Origin of the sequence: Pseudoalteromonas sp. S1650 (genome assembly GCF_005887195.1) — a bacterium.
In the GTDB taxonomy this organism is placed as follows: domain Bacteria; phylum Pseudomonadota; class Gammaproteobacteria; order Enterobacterales; family Alteromonadaceae; genus Pseudoalteromonas; species Pseudoalteromonas simplex.
This window is the reverse complement of the sequence record NZ_PNDF01000007.1, coordinates 1-16,492: the sequence shown is the minus strand read 5'-3', so window position 1 is coordinate 16,492 and position 16,492 is coordinate 1. Positions and strand designations below refer to the sequence as shown.

16 protein-coding genes are annotated in these 16,492 nt (G+C 40.4%); 5 read left to right on the top strand and 11 right to left on the bottom strand.

All coding sequences use genetic code 11. The features are described from left to right. Window positions 1-191: 191 nt before the first annotated feature. The 7 genes from CWB80_RS00475 to CWB80_RS00445 form a co-directional block, all read right to left on the bottom strand. Window positions 192-461: a CBU_0592 family membrane protein gene (locus tag CWB80_RS00475; protein ID WP_054552127.1), complete on the bottom strand. Its 270-nt coding sequence runs from the start codon at window positions 459-461 to the stop codon at window positions 192-194. Between the two features lie 147 nt (window positions 462-608). Then, window positions 609-860, bottom strand: a complete 252-nt coding sequence (locus CWB80_RS00470; RefSeq protein WP_054552126.1) for a hypothetical protein — start codon at window positions 858-860, stop codon at window positions 609-611. Between the two features lie 38 nt (window positions 861-898). Continuing rightward, complete coding sequence (locus CWB80_RS00465; RefSeq protein ID WP_054552125.1) at window positions 899-1,303, bottom strand: DUF1761 domain-containing protein; 405 nt, start codon at window positions 1,301-1,303, stop codon at window positions 899-901. Between the two features lie 152 nt (window positions 1,304-1,455). Continuing rightward, window positions 1,456-1,989, bottom strand: a complete 534-nt coding sequence (locus CWB80_RS00460; protein WP_138599846.1) for a response regulator transcription factor — start codon at window positions 1,987-1,989, stop codon at window positions 1,456-1,458. Then, entirely contained in the window at window positions 1,986-3,197 is a 1,212-nt protein-coding gene (locus CWB80_RS00455) for a sensor histidine kinase (RefSeq protein WP_138599847.1), read from the bottom strand. The genes CWB80_RS00460 and CWB80_RS00455 overlap by 4 nt, the downstream gene beginning before the upstream one ends. Window positions 3,198-3,214: 17 nt before the next feature. Next, a complete protein-coding gene (locus CWB80_RS00450; RefSeq protein WP_054552122.1) occupies window positions 3,215-3,619 on the bottom strand; it encodes a nuclear transport factor 2 family protein in 405 nt (134 codons plus the stop codon). Window positions 3,620-3,627: 8 nt separating this feature from the next. Continuing rightward, window positions 3,628-4,929 carry a metal-dependent hydrolase family protein gene (locus CWB80_RS00445; RefSeq protein ID WP_349304222.1) on the bottom strand — a complete coding sequence of 434 codons (1,302 nt, stop codon included), beginning with the start codon at window positions 4,927-4,929 and terminating at the stop codon, window positions 3,628-3,630. A 160-nt stretch (window positions 4,930-5,089) separates the two neighbouring features. Between CWB80_RS00445 and CWB80_RS00440 the strand changes: the two genes are divergently transcribed. Both CWB80_RS00440 and gloA2 read left to right on the top strand, forming a co-directional pair. Further along, a complete protein-coding gene (locus CWB80_RS00440; RefSeq protein ID WP_138599849.1) occupies window positions 5,090-6,163 on the top strand; it encodes a ketoacyl-ACP synthase III in 1,074 nt (357 codons plus the stop codon). 68 nt (window positions 6,164-6,231) lie between these two features. Continuing rightward, window positions 6,232-6,618, top strand: coding sequence for an SMU1112c/YaeR family gloxylase I-like metalloprotein (gene gloA2, locus CWB80_RS00435; protein ID WP_054552119.1), 387 nt, complete (start codon window positions 6,232-6,234; stop codon window positions 6,616-6,618). Window position 6,619: 1 nt separating this feature from the next. Here gloA2 and CWB80_RS00430 read toward each other — a convergent pair whose 3' ends face one another. Both CWB80_RS00430 and CWB80_RS00425 read right to left on the bottom strand, forming a co-directional pair. After that, window positions 6,620-7,981 carry a leucyl aminopeptidase family protein gene (locus tag CWB80_RS00430; RefSeq protein WP_138599850.1) on the bottom strand — a complete coding sequence of 454 codons (1,362 nt, stop codon included), beginning with the start codon at window positions 7,979-7,981 and terminating at the stop codon, window positions 6,620-6,622. Between the two features lie 86 nt (window positions 7,982-8,067). Beyond that, window positions 8,068-8,478, bottom strand: coding sequence for a hypothetical protein (locus CWB80_RS00425; protein WP_054552118.1), 411 nt, complete (start codon window positions 8,476-8,478; stop codon window positions 8,068-8,070). Between the two features lie 106 nt (window positions 8,479-8,584). Here CWB80_RS00425 and CWB80_RS00420 point away from each other — a divergent pair, with 106 nt between their 5' ends. The 3 genes from CWB80_RS00420 (at window position 8,585) to CWB80_RS00410 (ending at window position 13,241) form a co-directional block, all read left to right on the top strand. Then, window positions 8,585-8,737, top strand: coding sequence for an oxidoreductase-like domain-containing protein (locus CWB80_RS00420; protein ID WP_138599851.1), 153 nt, complete (start codon window positions 8,585-8,587; stop codon window positions 8,735-8,737). 297 nt (window positions 8,738-9,034) lie between these two features. Continuing rightward, window positions 9,035-11,620, top strand: a complete 2,586-nt coding sequence (locus CWB80_RS00415) for a TonB-dependent receptor plug domain-containing protein (protein ID WP_138599852.1) — start codon at window positions 9,035-9,037, stop codon at window positions 11,618-11,620. Between the two features lie 136 nt (window positions 11,621-11,756). Next, window positions 11,757-13,241: a tetratricopeptide repeat-containing sulfotransferase family protein gene (locus CWB80_RS00410; RefSeq protein ID WP_138599853.1), complete on the top strand. Its 1,485-nt coding sequence runs from the start codon at window positions 11,757-11,759 to the stop codon at window positions 13,239-13,241. Here CWB80_RS00410 and CWB80_RS00405 read toward each other — a convergent pair. Further along, a complete protein-coding gene (locus CWB80_RS00405; protein ID WP_054552115.1) occupies window positions 13,174-14,076 on the bottom strand; it encodes an alpha/beta fold hydrolase in 903 nt (300 codons plus the stop codon). The two genes, CWB80_RS00410 and CWB80_RS00405, sit on opposite strands and share 68 nt — an antisense overlap. A 1,717-nt stretch (window positions 14,077-15,793) precedes the next feature. Then, complete coding sequence (locus tag CWB80_RS00400; RefSeq protein WP_138599854.1) at window positions 15,794-16,267, bottom strand: hypothetical protein; 474 nt, start codon at window positions 16,265-16,267, stop codon at window positions 15,794-15,796. Window positions 16,268-16,492 lie beyond the last annotated feature (225 nt).

Sequence of the window (16,492 nt, the reverse complement as noted above, 5' to 3'; positions counted from 1 at the left end):
AAGCGATACCTGTACTTATAGCCCGTGTTGCAAAAGCAACACCATGTTTACACTATTAATACAAAAGATTGGTAAGCTTGCAATGTTTTTATAATTTTAGTTTATAAAGTTTTCTTAAATAGCGACAAAAAAACCCATTTTCAACTGTAAATGGGTTTCTAAAAACGTCTGTTTTAATGAGCCAAGCTTAATTAAGCTGTTTCAACATTTCCAGTACGCTTTGCTTTGATGTACTTATATAATCCAATAAGTGACGCCGCTATCCAGAAAATCTCAATAACAAAACTAGCAAGGTTAAAGTTATAACAAAGACTGATCAGTAACAGAATTGCGCCCGTTAAGTTCATCATGTTATACACAAGGCCGGTTGGCGATGCTTTATTCAGTTGTAGTAAAAAGAAAGCACCAACCACTAAGAATGTGCCTGTCATGCCAATTATATCAAATAAAAGTGCTATCACGTGCGTGAGTCCATTTTGTTCATATGTTTATACCCATACAACTGGCCCAATCCATGGGGAGGGTTGTTTTCATTCATTGAAACAGCAAACCGGTCAATAGTATCAGAGCATGAGTAAGAAACGAGGATAAATGTCCGTATTTTAATTCTATTTATGTGTCACCTTACCACCGATTATTTTTAAAGCTGGAGTACCACGGATCATGGTCTGGCGGGCAAATGGGCGTTGGCAGTCAGGGCAAATACCGGTGTCATTGGTAAAATCTTGGCTAATCCGTTCAACAAAACATTTAACCAACGCGCCTTTTCCACCTTTACGGTATTTAAATAACTGCGTTTTACATTGTGAACAAAAAATATCGACCGTTTTAGTTGGCCCTTTTTTATTTGGTTTTGCCATTAATCCATTTATTATTTCAAAAAGTGCATGCTATCACGCTATGACCAGAGACCCAAAACCAAGCCAATTAATGAAAATTGTAAAATAGCATAACCTGAATTTACCAAAAACAGTTTTAACGGCCGCTGCTCGAATATGTAGCCTATGCCTATAGCAAGGCTTACCCAACATAAACCAATTATAAAACCTGTACCAACAGCCACCCCAACAGCAACATTGGGCCCAACAAATAATGAAAAGCTAAATGAGATCAAACAGCATAATATTAAACTGCTACCAAAAACTTTAAATGGATTAATTTGTTGCAAATCTAACTCAGTTAGACCACAGCTCTCCATCCAAATACGCTTAAATAACCAAGGTGAATACCAGACAATTCCCAATAAGAATGAAGCAAGACCTGCAAAAAAAATTGCGAAAAAGTTAAGTTGATAAAAATGCATACACCAGACTCATACAACGATTAGGTTTAACATGACTTTAGTTAAGGATCAGCGATGCAGCAAATTTAAAACACGTAATTTTGTACCTATTTAGAATTCAATCCTGTACTGATTTACGCCTTCTAATTATTTTACTTACGTTAATAATCACTTTACTGCTTAACTGGTTTTTTCTGTAATTTACGCTGCAATGTTCTTCTGTGCATATTCAGTTGGCGCGCAGTTTCGGAAATATTACCATCGTTACTGTGCAAAACATGTTGGATATGCTCCCACTCAAGGCGCTCTGGCGACATAATTTTGTTTGGCTTTGATTCTTCAAGTGATAGGTTTACCTCGGCGTCTCCCAAGATTGTTTTTAAAAGTGAATTAAAATCGACAGGTTTTGGTAAATAGTCGTCAGCACCTAATCGTATGGCTTCGACTGCACTGGCAATACTGGCAAACCCAGTGAGTAACACAATACGAGCTGAAGGAAGTTGTTCTCTTAAGGGTTTAATTAGCGCAAGGCCGTTATCATCCCCGAGTTTTAAATCCACCAGAAAATGGCTCGCCTCAAAAGTGGTTATATGCTGTAAAGCTTGCTCAGCGTTATGAGCAAGTGAACATGTGAAGCCTTGTTTTGTAAAACGCCTTGCCAGTGTGCTGGCAAGATTTTCATCGTCTTCAATAATTAAAAGTTTCATACAATTTTTAAACTAACCATCGCAATTGCACCTTGCTGTGGGTGATTGCTTAGTGTTAATGAGCCATTTAAGCGCTCTAAAGTCACATTCGAAAGCATAACTGCCATCCCCATACCATTGTTACTTGGCATGAGTTGGCCACCTAATGATGCCATTTGTTGTTCGCTAAAACCTTGACCGAAATCACGTAACGACAATGAAACTGTTTGCTGATCTATGTGCCACTTAGCTTCTACGCAGTATTGCTGATTATGGTTATTCGCCGATACGGCGTTTTGCAGCAAGTTTAAAATAGCCGGTAACAGCATGGCATCACTTAAAATCGAACAATCAGGGGCGTTATTTAGCCACTGTAAGTTTTGCTCCGGAAAATGCAGTGTCATCGCATCTTGAATGGTGCTTTGTAGTGTTTCAGCGCTGATCACTTGCCGTGTTTGACCGGTCCTTAAGGCATTTGAAAGTGACCTAAAATGAGCAAGCTGCTCTTTACACTGGGCTAATGGCTTAGCCATTTCTTGTACAATGGGGTCATCAGCTTGTTGTTCTTTAAGTTCTTCAAATAACAGCTGTAAGTTTGCGATAGGCGTTGCAAGTTGGTGCGTTACTTGTGCAGCAGCGCCATCAAGCGTTAATAATTGCTCATGCCTTAATTGTTGCTCACGAGTTCGTGCAATGGTGGCTTCTCTTGCTCTCAATGTACTGTTTAATGTACCAATAACAAAAGCAATAACAATGGCGCTAATAACAAAGTTAATCCACATACCAATAAAATGATGCGTCATCTGCATTTGGTGCATGGTGTGCTCAGGCATATTTATCAGTAAAAAGCTATAAGCGGCGATTGCCAGCACTGAGGTATAAGCAAGCCCTTTCGCATTAACAGAGACCGCAGCGATCATTATCGGTAACAGTAATAACGACACAAATGCATTGGTAGCCCCGCCACTTAATGAAAGCAAAATCGTTAAAAACAGTAAATCGGCTGTCAGCTGCATCAGTACAGCGGCTGGTCTGGCTTTGGTTACTTTTCTATAAGCGAATATACTTAACAGCTGAAAGATTGCTTCAACACAAATAACAGCAAGTAAAGGCAGTAAGGGGATTTGGTATTCAAATAGAAAGTACACCGCAATAACAGCGACAAATTGTACGGCGATTGCGGCGCTTCTTAAAATTAGTAGGCGACTAATCGCCGGATCGGTTTGCATAACGGACTCTTTAAAACTTAATCATCGTCCATTGAAATTGTAAAAACAGCACAAGGCGTTCCTTGATGAAACACCATTTGCCATTGTTTACCATTAAAACGCCACAGTGACATTCGAATGGAGTAATTAAACTCTGACCGCGCAGAACGTCTAAAGGCTGCTTGATAGCTCAGCTGTGCAATATCATCACTGAGCATTCGACCTTTAAAGTGTTGATTATAAAACTGCGGTACTACCTCAGTTGGCAGACGGGTTAACACTTGGAACTTATTAAAAGACGTACCATCAGCAGCTATTTCAATAAAATCATCATCAAGTAATGCATCGAGCGCTTCAGCAGATTGCCGAACTTCTGGCTCAAGTAGCTGCCGCTCAGCATCAATTAAATGATTAAATAACGTCTCTTTAATTTTACCGCCCATAGTAACCCTTACTGTTTGAGCACTTTACCGCCCTTCATAACAAACTGAACCTGACTAAGTTCACTAATGTTATCAAGCACATTCATATTAACGCTGATAATATCTGCTTGTTTACCAACACTCAAGTCACCGAGGTTATGACTTTGACCTAATAGTTTAGCAGCTTCAACGGTGGCTGATTTAATAGCTTGTTTTGGTGTCATGCCATATTTAACTAATAACTCGAACTCTTTAGCATTATCACCATGCTTAGATACGCCAGAATCTGTACCAAAGGCTATTTTAACCTTGTTTTTTAATGCTAATTTAAACGACTCTTCCATTTTTGGCGCCACAAATTCAACCTTCTCAGCAATAGCTTTTGGCATATTCGGGTTATTTAGCACTTCTTCTTTTACTGTCGCGCCAGCGAGTAAGGTTGGAACTAAATACGCGTCTTGCTTTTTAAAAAGCTTAACCGTGTCTGTATCTAAAAAAGAGCCATGTTCGATTGAATCAACACCCGCTCTGAGGGCTGCTTTTACACCTTCTGTGCCATGAGCATGAGCGGTGACTTTTCGGCCTAAATGATGAGCAGTGTTAACAATGGCACTGAGTTCTTCATCAGTAAATTGCTGATTAACCCCGGCCGCTGTATTACTTAAAACACCCCCTGTTGCAGTAATTTTGATCACATCGGCACCACTTTTAATTACATCGCGTACCGCACGAGTACAATCGTCAGCACCATCACACACACCTAATCCCCCACCCTCTGTCGCTTTGGTAATATCACGGCGATAGCCATGCATGTCAGCGTGGCCGCCGGTCGGTGTGATCATATCACCTGCTGCAAAAATGCGCGGGCCAACAATGTCGCCACGCTCAACCGCTCGTTTTAAAGGGAAGATAACTTGATAGCTGCTACCTAGGTCGCGCACAGAGGTAAAACCCGCATTAACCGTGTGTTTTAAGTATTTTAAAGAACGTAGTGCATAATCTGCTTCGTATTCAGTGACCCATTGATGTGGGTTACGCTTTGCATCTCGCTCAAAGGTAACATGAACGTGCATATCAATTAGACCCGGCAAGACCATCTGACTTTTTAAATCAATAACATCTGCATCACTGAGGTCTAACTGCTGTGTTGTTAAGTAGCCTGCTTTTATTGCAGCAATTTTATTACCTTCAATAACCAACGTTTGCTGCTCTTTAACACTCTGTTCAGTGCCAACAAGTACCTTTCCTGCATGAATAAGGGTGGTTTGTGCATTAACCACAAACGTAGATAACAAAGATAGTACCGATAATGTGCTTATTTTTAGATTTATTTTTTTCATAATCGCCTCTTTTTTATACTAGGTTTAACTTAAATACTGAGTAAATGCCATTATTTACGACATAGCGCGGCAATGAACTAGTGTTAACAAGTGAATTTTGATATAACTTCGGGAAAATTTAACAAGTCTGACCACATAAAGAGAACACATTATGTCTTATGCCCAAATTACTGGCTGGGGTAAATGTATACCACCAGCAAGCATCAGCAATGATGAAATTAGCAATATTGTTGATACCAATGACGAATGGATCACAACACGTACAGGCATCAAATCTCGCCGTGTCAGCCATGTTTCTACTGCCGATTTAGCGACCGTTGCCGCAAAGCAAGCGCTTGCTTGTGCTGGTGTTGATGGTAAAGACATTGATCTTGTACTTCTTGCGACTTGTACACCATCAACTATGGTGGCAAATACGGCCTCTTTAGTGCAAAAAAACATTGGCGCGATTGGCGCTGCAGCAATGGACACAAACGCTGCATGTTCAGGCTTTTTATATGCATTACAAGCAGCAACGGCACAAATTCGTGCAGGTATGATCAAAAAAGCAGTCGTTATTGCCGCTGAACGTATGACGTGGTACATCAACTGGGCACGTCGCGACAGTGCTGTATTATTCGGTGATGGTGCTGGTGCCGTGGTATTAGAAGCCTCAGACACACCATCAGGTTTACTTGCCACTAAAACAGGTTGCGACAGTGAAGATCGCGACATTCTGCATATCGAAAACTTCGGTAGCGATTTAAATAAGTACGAGCCAATTGGCCCGTCTAACTTATTATTCGAAGGTCGCGAAATCTTCAAACGTGCTGTTAAAGGGATGAGCGAAGCTTGTGACGACGTGCTGAACCAAGCGCAGTTAGAGCTTGATGACATTGACGTATTAGTTCCTCACCAAGCCAATTTACGTATTATCCAAGCTATTCAGCAACGTTTGAAAGTAGCTGACGAAAAAGTAATGGTGAACATTGCCGATTACGGTAATACCTCTGCTGCAACAATTGCGATTGCCATTTGTGAAGCGGTTGAGCAAGGGCTTATCAAACCTAACTCAAACATTATGTCAGCAGCCTTTGGTGCTGGTTTAACTTGGGCGGCGAGTTACATTAAATGGGGCGAGCGTGTAACACCTATCTCGGTTTCTGATGCAGCTCTACCTGAGTGTGATAAAACAGGTCTTGAACTGGTTGCACCGGCTGTTGCAGCATGTAAAGCGGCACAGTAATACTCCTATCATTTATAGAGAAGCGCGGCTGAGTCCGCGTTTTTTTATGGGCATAAAAGGATTAATTAATGGAACTATTAGGCATACATCATACTGCAATCATCTGTAGCAACTATGAAAAATCAAAGCATTTTTATAATGAAATATTAAAGCTACCAATCATTCACGAACAATACCGCGCTGAACGTGACTCGTATAAATTAGATTTAGCACTTCCTGATGGCAGCCAAATAGAGCTTTTTTCGTTTCCTGGAGCGCCACCGAGACCAAGCTATCCAGAAGCACAAGGGCTACGCCATTTGGCGTTTAAAGTCGCCGATATTGCAAAATCTAAGCATTATTTAGAACAACAAGGCATTTCGGTTGAAGAAATAAGAGTGGATGAAATCACCGGGAAGCAATTTACGTTTTTTGCCGATCCCGATGATTTACCGTTAGAGCTTTACCAGCTTTAACTTATTGGAAGCGATCTTGTAGGTAGTTGAACACAGCACGAATACCCAGTGCCTCACCGCCTGCAGGACGACCCGGTAATGCACGTAAGTTCCAGGCCATCACATCAAAGTGAACCCATGGCGTACTTGGTTCAATAAACTCTTTTAAGTAAAGTGCCGCGGTGATCGCACCACCAAATGGAGTGGAAGCACAATTAGCAATATCTGCTACGTCACTTTTTAATAATGCTTTGTATTGATCAAATAACGGCAGTTGCCATACAGGATCATGACAGCTTTCACCTGCATCCATCAGTTTATTAGCCACTTCACGGTTATTTGCGAAAAAGCCAGGTAATTCTGTACCTAGGGCTACACGACAAGCACCAGTTAAGGTTGCAAAGTCAACGATAAGATCGGGGTTATCATTTTGTGCTTCAGCAAGTGCATCACACAGCACTAAACGGCCCTCAGCGTCTGTGTTATCAATTTCGACTGTGATCCCTTTACGAGTTTTGATCACATCACCCGGTCTAAATGCATTTCGAGAAACCGCATTTTCAACCGCAGGTACCAGAACACGTAAGCGAATTGGTAAGTTGGCAGCCATAATTAACTGCGCAAGGCCAATAACATGTGCCGCACCGCCCATGTCTTTTTTCATGTTGCGCATCCCTGAGCTTGGTTTCAAATCTAAACCGCCAGAATCAAAACACACGCCTTTACCGACTAAGGTAATTTGCGGTGCATCTTTTGCGCCCCAACGTAGATCAAGTAAGCGAGGTTTATTCTCAGACGCACGACCAACCATATGAATCGTTGGGTAGTTTTGCTCTAATAATTCATCACCCACCCACTCACTGAACTCACCATCAAAGGTATCAGCTAAATCAGCCATTACTTGTGATAAATGCTGCGGCATCATATCCGCAGCAGGCGTATTCACTAAATCACGCACTAAATTAATTGCACTTGCATACTGAGATAAACGCTTTACTAACGATTCGTCTTTAATGGCAAGGGTAGCGCGTGGCGAAGGTTTTTCTTTATATTCACTAAACTCGTAACCGCCTAACACAAAGCCCAGTGTTACTTGCTCTACAAACTTTTCATCACCTTGTATTTGGTAACAACCTGCAGGCAATTTTGTTGATAAGTCACCTGCTAACCAAAAGTCTTGTAAATCATTTACCAGACAATAAACATGCTCAAGTGAGCCGGTTTCATTATTAGCAACTAAGGCCATGCCTTTGTTTTTAAAATCACAATTTGTTAGCCAATTTTGTAAGGCTTGCGGCTGCTCGGTTAACCACGTTGATAGGTCAGCTTTAGCAATAAATGACAGGGGGATTCCCGAAGAAGAATGGCGAATTAATGAACTCATTAAACGACTCGATATAAAGAAAAGGTATTTAAGCATACCAATATCTTGATACAAAAGGTATAGGCAAAATCAGATAAAAAACCTAATCAGTCTTTGTTTTGTTTCTCTTTTTCTTCTTTTGCTACTTGTTGATCCAGCTCTTTAATTGACTTATTAATATTGAATGAACTAGGTAGCACATCGACACCAACCCATTGCCCCAGCTTTACAACCAAAGGAATAGTAATAGGCGCAAAGGGTAAAACTGCAAACACACCTAAACCAAGCCCTTTTAAGATATCTAAAAACTGCTCATTAGCAGTATGTAACTCTTCTTTAGTAGCTTGGCCTTGGGTGTATCGTCTATAGATATGAAGCATTTCTTTTGTTTCTTGCTTTTCTTGGGCAAGTGCGATTTTGAGTGCTACCATAGCGCGCTTAAAACGTAATGTTTGACGCTTTTTGGTAATTTTAGCCACTCGAAATGGGGCTCGATGAATAACTTTATATAATCGCATTTAGTTATTTTCACACAGCATGCGACGTTCACAAAGCATAATTTACTTATATTAGATTTTACTTTATCCTTAATACTCTATTCGTAACTATTTTTCAGTATTAAAAATGAACCAACCTAAACAACAAGCTGAGCCAAAACCCAAAAAACCAGCTTCAGATGAGTGTTGTGGAGGTGGTAGCTGTTGCCCATGTGTATGGGATGAATACCGAGAAAAACTGCAACAATGGCGGTTAAGCAATAATTCACAACAAGCTTAATAGACCGTTCCAAATCAAAAGTCGTTCAAAAACCATCCAAAAAAACCTTCTATCTAATTATTTTTGCATAATTTATATATTTTCTTACGCTAAAACCCAATACCGAGAATAAATTATCCTCTTTACTTTCAATAAGATAATCCACAAAAGAACGACAAAAAACAAAGAAACACCCACAAAACAACATAAAATTAACAATTTGCAAAAATTATTTACAGGATGTATAAGAGATTTACACCAAGTTCTAATACTTTATTTGGTGACATAATCATAACTATTCTAACTGGGGAAGTCGGAATGAAATTCAAAAATAATGCGCTACAACAAGCAATTAAATTTGCTTTAGCGACAACAACAGCAGGCCTGTTTGTGTCGGGTTCGGTTGTTGCTGCAGAGCAAGCAGCTGAAGAGACGAAAGTTAACAAAAATGTAGAGAAAATTGCCGTGGTGGGTACTCGTTCAGCACCACGTTCAATCGGTGATTCACCAGTACCCATTGATATCATTGGTGGTGAAGAGCTAGATAAAGGTGGTAACACCGATATGCTTGAGCTTTTAAAAGGCTCCGTTCCTTCTTTTAACGTTCACCAAAACCCAATTAGTGATGCTGCGTCACTTGTTCGCCCAGCTAACTTACGTGGCCTTCCTTCTGACAGTACTTTAGTACTTGTTAATGGTAAACGCCGTCACCGTGCATCTGTTATCGCTTTCTTAGGCGGTGGTATTAATGATGGTGCTCAAGGTGCCGATATCTCTGTTATTCCAAGTATTGCCTTAAAGCAAGTAGAAGTACTTCGTGATGGTGCTGCTGCACAGTATGGTTCTGATGCAATCGCGGGTGTAATGAACTTTGTATTAAAAGATGCCTCTGAAGGCGGCTCATTCGAAATACGTCAAGGTGAATACTACGAAGGCGATGGAGATACAACGCAAATTTCTGGTAACGTGGGTCTACCGTTTACCGATAGTGGTTTTGCTAACTTAAGCTTCCAATATAAAACAGCTGATGCGACTAGCCGCTCAGTACAACGCCCTGATGCAGCCGCACTAGATGCCGCAGGTGTGCCTGAAGTATCTTCGTTAGCACAAGTTTGGGGTGCACCAGAAGTTGATGATGATATTACTATCTTTGGTAACATCGGTCTTGAGTTAAGTAATTCATCTGAATTCTACATGTTTGGTAACTACTCTGAGCGTGATGTACGTGGTGGTTTCTACTATCGTAACCCACACACTCGCCCAGGTGTTTACTCAAATGACGGCGGTGAAACACTGCTTGTTGGTGATTTAACTGGCGATATGAGCGGTAACTGTCCTACCGATATCATGATTGATGACAACGTTTTAGATAACCAAAGATACATCGATGAAGTTGCTAACAACCCAGACTGTTTTGCGTTTAACGAAATGCTTCCGGGCGGTTTTACACCTAACTTCGGTGGTAACATCACAGATACTGCATTAACAATTGGTACTAAAGGTGAAATCACATCTGGTTTCCTTGAAGGTGCATACTATGACTTAAGCGGTACAGTTGGTTACAACGAATCACGCTACTTCATCTATGACACAATCAATGCGTCATTAGGTCCAGAAAGCCCGCGCGATTTCAGCCCAGGTAAATACTCACAGTTAGAGAAAAACTTTAATGCTGATTTATCAAAAGGTTTTGACTTTGGTTTAGCTTACGATGTAAACGTTGCCGGTGGTCTAGAATGGCACGAAGAAACATTCACAGTTGTTTCTGGTGACGAAGCGTCTTTCACAGCTGGCCCACTAACAGAACAAGGTTTTGGTATCGGCTCGAACGGTTTCCCTGGTTTCAAACCATCTGATGCGGGCGAGTATACACGTCGTAACTATGCTGCATACGTTGATGTTGAAGCACCATTCACAGAAGACTTCTTAATGGGCTTAGCACTACGTTATGAAGATTATGATTCATTTGGTTCAACTACTAACTACAAGTTAACGGGTCAATACCACGTAACTGAAGACTTGAACATTCGTGGTTCAATCAGTACTGGTTTCCGTGCACCAACTGTTGGTCAAGCAAACGTAAGTAACGTTCAAACTAACCTAAGCAGCGGTGTACTTGTTGACTCGGCACTTTTACCACCAACAAACCCAATTGCAGTGCAATTAGGTGGTACAGAGCTACAACCTGAAGAGTCTCAAAGCTACACGTTTGGTGCAGTATGGACACTTGGCGACTTATTCTTCACAGTTGACTACTACAACATCCAAGTAGATGACCGTATCAGTCAATCAGATAAAATTGAATTAAGTCAAGCAGATAAAGACACACTTGAAGCAGCAGGCGTGCCAAACGTACAAAACTTAGCGCAAGTAAGCTTCTTCACCAATGACTTCGATACAACAACGCAAGGTATTGATGCAGTAGCTAACTACTCAACTGATTTGTTAGGCGGTAGCTCAACATTCAGCTTAGCGTACAACTGGAACGACACTGAAGTAACTAAGTCAACAGACATTACTGGTGAATTTAAAGTAAGCCGTTTAGAAAATGACTTACCAAACCACCGTGCAACACTTAGCTGGGCACAACAATGGGAGAGCTTCTCTGCATTTACACGTGTTAACTACTATGGCGAATACCAAGGTGTTCACGTAGATTACGATGCAACAGCGAAAACAGCTGATGCTGCAGTAACCATTGATGCAGAAGTGACTTACTTCCTAACTGAAGAGCTTAGCTTCTCTGTTGGTGCTACAAACTTATTCGACCAAGAAGCAGAGAAACTTGATTTCTTCGATAGTACTGGCATCCCTAACAATAACTGGGGTGGTAAATACTACGAAACGTCGCCATATGGTATCAACGGCGGCTTCTATTACGTGAAAGCTACCTATACTTTCTAAATTTCTAGGTTGAGCAATCAACCTAGAAAGTCGATACCCCGGATTTTTTCTGGATATTTATAGTTAACCAAGGCGAAAGACATTTCGCCTTTTTCGTTTTATAGTAAATAAAAATAACAAATAACCCGCCATTCCTATGCTGTTAGAAAAAGCGAATCAACTACTGAATGAAAACAAGCTTAAAGAGGCCGAATTTCATTTTAAAACCCTTCTCGATTCAGATCCTGAAAATGGCGAAGCGTTATTTGGATTGGGCCGCATTGCACTGCGTTTAGAACGTTATGATGCCGCTGTTTACCTTTTACAAAGAGCCTGTGAACGACTACCGCACATGCTTGAACCACTCCATGCCCTTGCCGATGCTTTTAATGGCGTGCATTCACCGCAAGATGCCTTAACTGTACTCGAATATGCTAAATCAATTGCCAGCCATAACCCTGAGCCACATTACTACCTTGCCCAGCATTATTTAACTTATGGTGAGTTAGACAAAGCGTACAGTATTTTAAAGCATGCACTCGGTATGGGAAATTACCCAGTGACGGCGTACATTTTATTTGAACTAGTACAGTTTGGGCGCTTTAACAACGAACAAAATTACATAAATGAGCTACACCAGTTTTTAACTTTAACCAATAATCTGCGTTTAAAAATGGTGTGTTATTATGCCCTTGGTAAAAGCTATGATCAGTTAAATGATACAGAACAAGCTTTTAACTACTTCAGCCTAGCTAATAAGCTACAAACAAAACTCACGCAGTTTAAAACCCTTGACTTAGTGCCTTTTTATCAGCGCATCATAGAGCAAAATACAGCTGAGCTAATTGATGCCAGAGACAAAACATTTACAGGCACAATTACCCCCATTTTTATAATTGGCATGCCAAGAAGTGGCTCAACGCTGGTAGAGCAAATGCTGGCAAGCCACAATGACTTTGCCAGCCTTGGCGAAGATGCCAGTATCAGTAATCAGGTTGTTGCATACCTTGAACAACAAACGCAACTCCCCTACCCAGATTGCCTAGCAGAGCTAAACCAAGGGCTAATTAACAATGCCCGCAATATTTATATTGAACGAATAAAACAAGCGCCAGTTGTGCGCCCTTTTATGATCAACAAGCTACCTGCTAACTATCAGTCACTTGGATTGATTTACTTACTCTTTCCTAACGCCAAGTTTATTAATATGCAGCGCGAATATGATGCAATTGCGTGGTCGGTGTTTAGCAACTATTTTGCTGAAAACGAACCTTATTTTTGTTCACTCCCAGAGTTTAAACAGTACTTTGATTTGTATCAGCAGTTAATGGAGCATTGGCAAAACGTGATGCCAGAAGCGGTTTTTGATTTAAGCTATGAAGCACTTATCAGTGACAGCGAACAAACACTAACAGCCCTGTGTAAGTTCTTAAACATCGAGTACAACACACAGTTTTTAGATTTTTATAAGTCAAAAAAACCGGTGGCAACACTCAGCAAAACGGCTGTAAGACAGCCGTTAACTGATAAAGCATTAGAGAAATACAAACGCTACCAGAGCGCAATGCACACACTTATGCGTGAGTCTCAAACCAGTTCAACAAGTCAACAAACTGATCAAAACGCGCCTGTGGGTGAGTAAGCATATTAATGTGATCATAATCGACCTTATGGCCAAACTTACGGCCATAAATGGTCATCGTTTGCTTGCCGATGCCTGACTCTTCCATAAATTTTTCAATATCAATCGGCTGGCATAGGGCTTTATCTTTAACACCCGCCACATGCATAATGGGCGGCAGTGCCTTATCAGCTAATGCGTTGGCGTAATCAAAGCCATCGTCAGTATCGACCCAAGGTTTACGCTTAGCCCACTGCATACTTTGATAATGTGACTTACGGGTTTCATCATCACTGCCCCATTTCAGCTTTTTAGCCGGCACAAAGCCATGCTTACGGGCAACTAAGGGCGCCAACCCATACCAAATTAAATTACCTTGAATATACTTGCTTGGGTGATGGTTATACAAAGACCGTTTAGAACCAAAATAGCCGCAGGCTTTCACATCATCAATCAACTCAGGAAAACGGGCAAACACACTGTTCATTAACACCCCACCCCATGAGTGCGCCACCCAATAACGAGCGGGCTCGCCTTCAAGCTGTTTAATTTTATCTAGAAATGCGGGGATATCTTCTAAAATAGCCTCGGTTTGACCATACTTTGCATGCTTTGAAATCGCAGGTTTACTCTCACCACGACCACGCAAATCAGCCACATAGCAAACATAGCCATGCTCAGCTAAAAATGGTGCTAAACCTTTATTGCTGTGGGTGTAAAAGATTTTGCCATTTTCAACGGCACCATGCATAAAAAACACCGCAGGGCCTTTCACATCAGTCTTACTGATACGGCGTAAATGTAAAGTTTGGCTTTCGGCGAGTTTAATAAACACCGATTCTTGTTTAATCGTCACGTTTGACCTTTTTATTCTTATAGACTCATCGTACCAGTATCAAGTTACGCCAGTCTATACAGCAAAGCAAGAGTGATTTTGGCGATTGCCACTCAAAATGAGAATCTCAGGCACGATTAGATTTTGATTAAATAGTAACACCAATGCAGAGCCATTATTCATTGAAGTTAGAAGTTTGACTTGCACGAGCCTTTGGCTAAATGATCACTAACGAAAAGCTATGAAATGGTGCTGAAGTCTTTATAGATAAAGGGACAAAATTTTATGTAGGGAACACCGAAACAAAACCCGAGGGCATGCCTAACCAACAAACATTTTCCGTAGGCTTCAGTTATAAGTTCTAGCAACCATGATACATAATAAAGTAGGCAATATATGAGTTATTGCTTACTTTATTAGGCATAATTTAGGTTTATTAATATCTTTAAGCTATCAAGGCTTGGTATTTCCTTTACTAACCAGGAACTATTATTTCTTACGGAAAACTTTCTCTAGTAGGCTTTAAGACCTTCATCAATATTATGGAACAATGGAGCATTGAACCGAAAAATCAAAATGTACTTTAGGCCTATATATTCAAAGCATACAGAATGAGAAAGTTTCTGGATTTAAAATACACATACCGAAGCCTTCTTTAATTCGAACTTATTATCTCATCCGAATATACAAATCATTACGAATTATTTTCCGTTAAGAACATCAAGCAAATATCCTTTGGTCTATTACCAAGAATGTAGAGAGGCAACTTGTGCGCACAAAGGTATTGATAAAGGTCGTTCCGTAACAAAACGCTCAAGAAGGAACCTCATTGTTTAGCTACCTCTGAAGAATAGATCTTTAGAGCATTTATGCTAACTAGTTTTTAGGGCTGTTATATTTATAACCCATCGCTGTACATTTATGACTTAGAACCGAAGGTCGGCTCTGTATAAAAGAAAGGCCTTGGTAACACTGTTATCACTGAACAGCGGACTGAAGCTGTAATTTATATTAACGAAGCGGCAGCGTTGCGTATAAATTGCTACGAAGGACAGCAGTTCCGGTGCATATCTTTGTTATGTGTTTGATTATTCGCTCTCATTAAGTGCAAAGAATGAGCTAAGCCAAGCTTTTGGTCCTTTATTAACGGCCTTGTTAGGCTAAATTATATATCGTGGCAAATTTGAACAAAAAGCTCATTAAGATGGAATTTATCTGCATCTTCCAGCTTATTTATACTGCGCAGCTCCTCTAATCCTTGCTCAATACCATCCGTCATATCAGAAAATGCTGCTTGCGCTGATTCCCATAAATGAAACCAGTCTGCTAGCGTGGGTCTAAAAGTAAGCTCGTGTGCATATTTATTTCTAATTTTATTGATTTGTTCAATAACCTCTTTTGATTTTAAATGAATAATCCCATTGATATATGCTGCATTAAGTATGCGATGAAAACTACTTTTCCGTAATTCATAGCCAAGACTTGGGTTTGATACTTCTAGACGCTTTCAAAGCATGTACTCAATCACCACGTGACCTTGAAGAAACCAATCAATATCAGGTCTTTCGTTCAAAGTCTCATAGTAAATATTCATTTCATCTTAAATATTCAAATTATATCCTACTTTGGCGAGAACGATTCAGCCTAACGAACCATTCAGGGACTATTAATAGTTGGCTAAAATAACGAACGCTGTATGGAAAGCAAACTGTTAAAAATCCCGCACTGCAATGGCTTGTTATATTTTTTCTGCTACATAGCTAGGTACATCGATCTTCTCGCCACCATTGCTGAAGTGATGTTCGAAGGCGTATGCCATTTTTTCTAAGGGTGCGCCCTCGTAACCTAATGTTTGGATTTCACTAATGTAACGTTCCATAAAAGGAACAGCTCCTAAATAGTTCCATTGCGCTACATGAACTAGTTCATGAAAATGTATACGTAAATTTGAAGCTATGTGTGGAAGGACATAATAAGTGTCTTTATATGTGATGCCATCGACTTCCATATCTATAAAATCTCCCAACCCCATTTGTCGTAATTCGGGAAAATTTGGTTTTGGAATCTTATCTACGACTACAAAGTACGCTTGCTTTAAAAATGACAAAGAGTAAAAACCTTCAAAATCGTCAAAAAATTGAGAGCAACAAACCCTTTGCTCTTTGAATTCAATATTTTTTTGATCAATCCATTGTTCAATTTGATTTAACATCACCACACTCCAGAAAATACCAACGCCCCCTTAGCGGCGTAAAATTGCAGGGTAAAATTAGCGATGAAGGAGCGCAAGCCTGCTCTTTTGCGTCCCTTGGTTTAGGCACATGTTATACCATTCCGCTTAAATATCTGATCTAATATAGGCTATATAAAATCACCGGCTAATAACATTGAATTCAAACATATCTGAACAGCTTTTAGCGCTTTCTCGTAAAGCACC

What these genes read in the sequence shown, in the direction of transcription:
- CWB80_RS00420 (WP_138599851.1), top strand. Translation starts at nt 8,585, where the DNA reads ATGAACCAACCTAAACAACAAGCTGAGCCAAAACCCAAAAAACCAGCT.
- CWB80_RS00410 (WP_138599853.1), top strand. Translation starts at nt 11,757, where the DNA reads ATGCTGTTAGAAAAAGCGAATCAACTACTGAATGAAAACAAGCTTAAA.
- CWB80_RS00440 (WP_138599849.1), top strand. Translation starts at nt 5,090, where the DNA reads ATGTCTTATGCCCAAATTACTGGCTGGGGTAAATGTATACCACCAGCA.
- CWB80_RS00400 (WP_138599854.1), bottom strand. Translation starts at nt 16,267, where the DNA reads ATGTTAAATCAAATTGAACAATGGATTGATCAAAAAAATATTGAATTC.
- CWB80_RS00450 (WP_054552122.1), bottom strand. Translation starts at nt 3,619, where the DNA reads ATGGGCGGTAAAATTAAAGAGACGTTATTTAATCATTTAATTGATGCT.
- CWB80_RS00425 (WP_054552118.1), bottom strand. Translation starts at nt 8,478, where the DNA reads ATGCGATTATATAAAGTTATTCATCGAGCCCCATTTCGAGTGGCTAAA.
- CWB80_RS00460 (WP_138599846.1), bottom strand. Translation starts at nt 1,989, where the DNA reads ATGAAACTTTTAATTATTGAAGACGATGAAAATCTTGCCAGCACACTG.
- gloA2 (WP_054552119.1), top strand. Translation starts at nt 6,232, where the DNA reads ATGGAACTATTAGGCATACATCATACTGCAATCATCTGTAGCAACTAT.
- CWB80_RS00430 (WP_138599850.1), bottom strand. Translation starts at nt 7,981, where the DNA reads ATGAGTTCATTAATTCGCCATTCTTCTTCGGGAATCCCCCTGTCATTT.
- CWB80_RS00455 (WP_138599847.1), bottom strand. Translation starts at nt 3,197, where the DNA reads ATGCAAACCGATCCGGCGATTAGTCGCCTACTAATTTTAAGAAGCGCC.
- CWB80_RS00465 (WP_054552125.1), bottom strand. Translation starts at nt 1,303, where the DNA reads ATGCATTTTTATCAACTTAACTTTTTCGCAATTTTTTTTGCAGGTCTT.
- CWB80_RS00415 (WP_138599852.1), top strand. Translation starts at nt 9,035, where the DNA reads ATGAAATTCAAAAATAATGCGCTACAACAAGCAATTAAATTTGCTTTA.
- CWB80_RS00470 (WP_054552126.1), bottom strand. Translation starts at nt 860, where the DNA reads ATGGCAAAACCAAATAAAAAAGGGCCAACTAAAACGGTCGATATTTTT.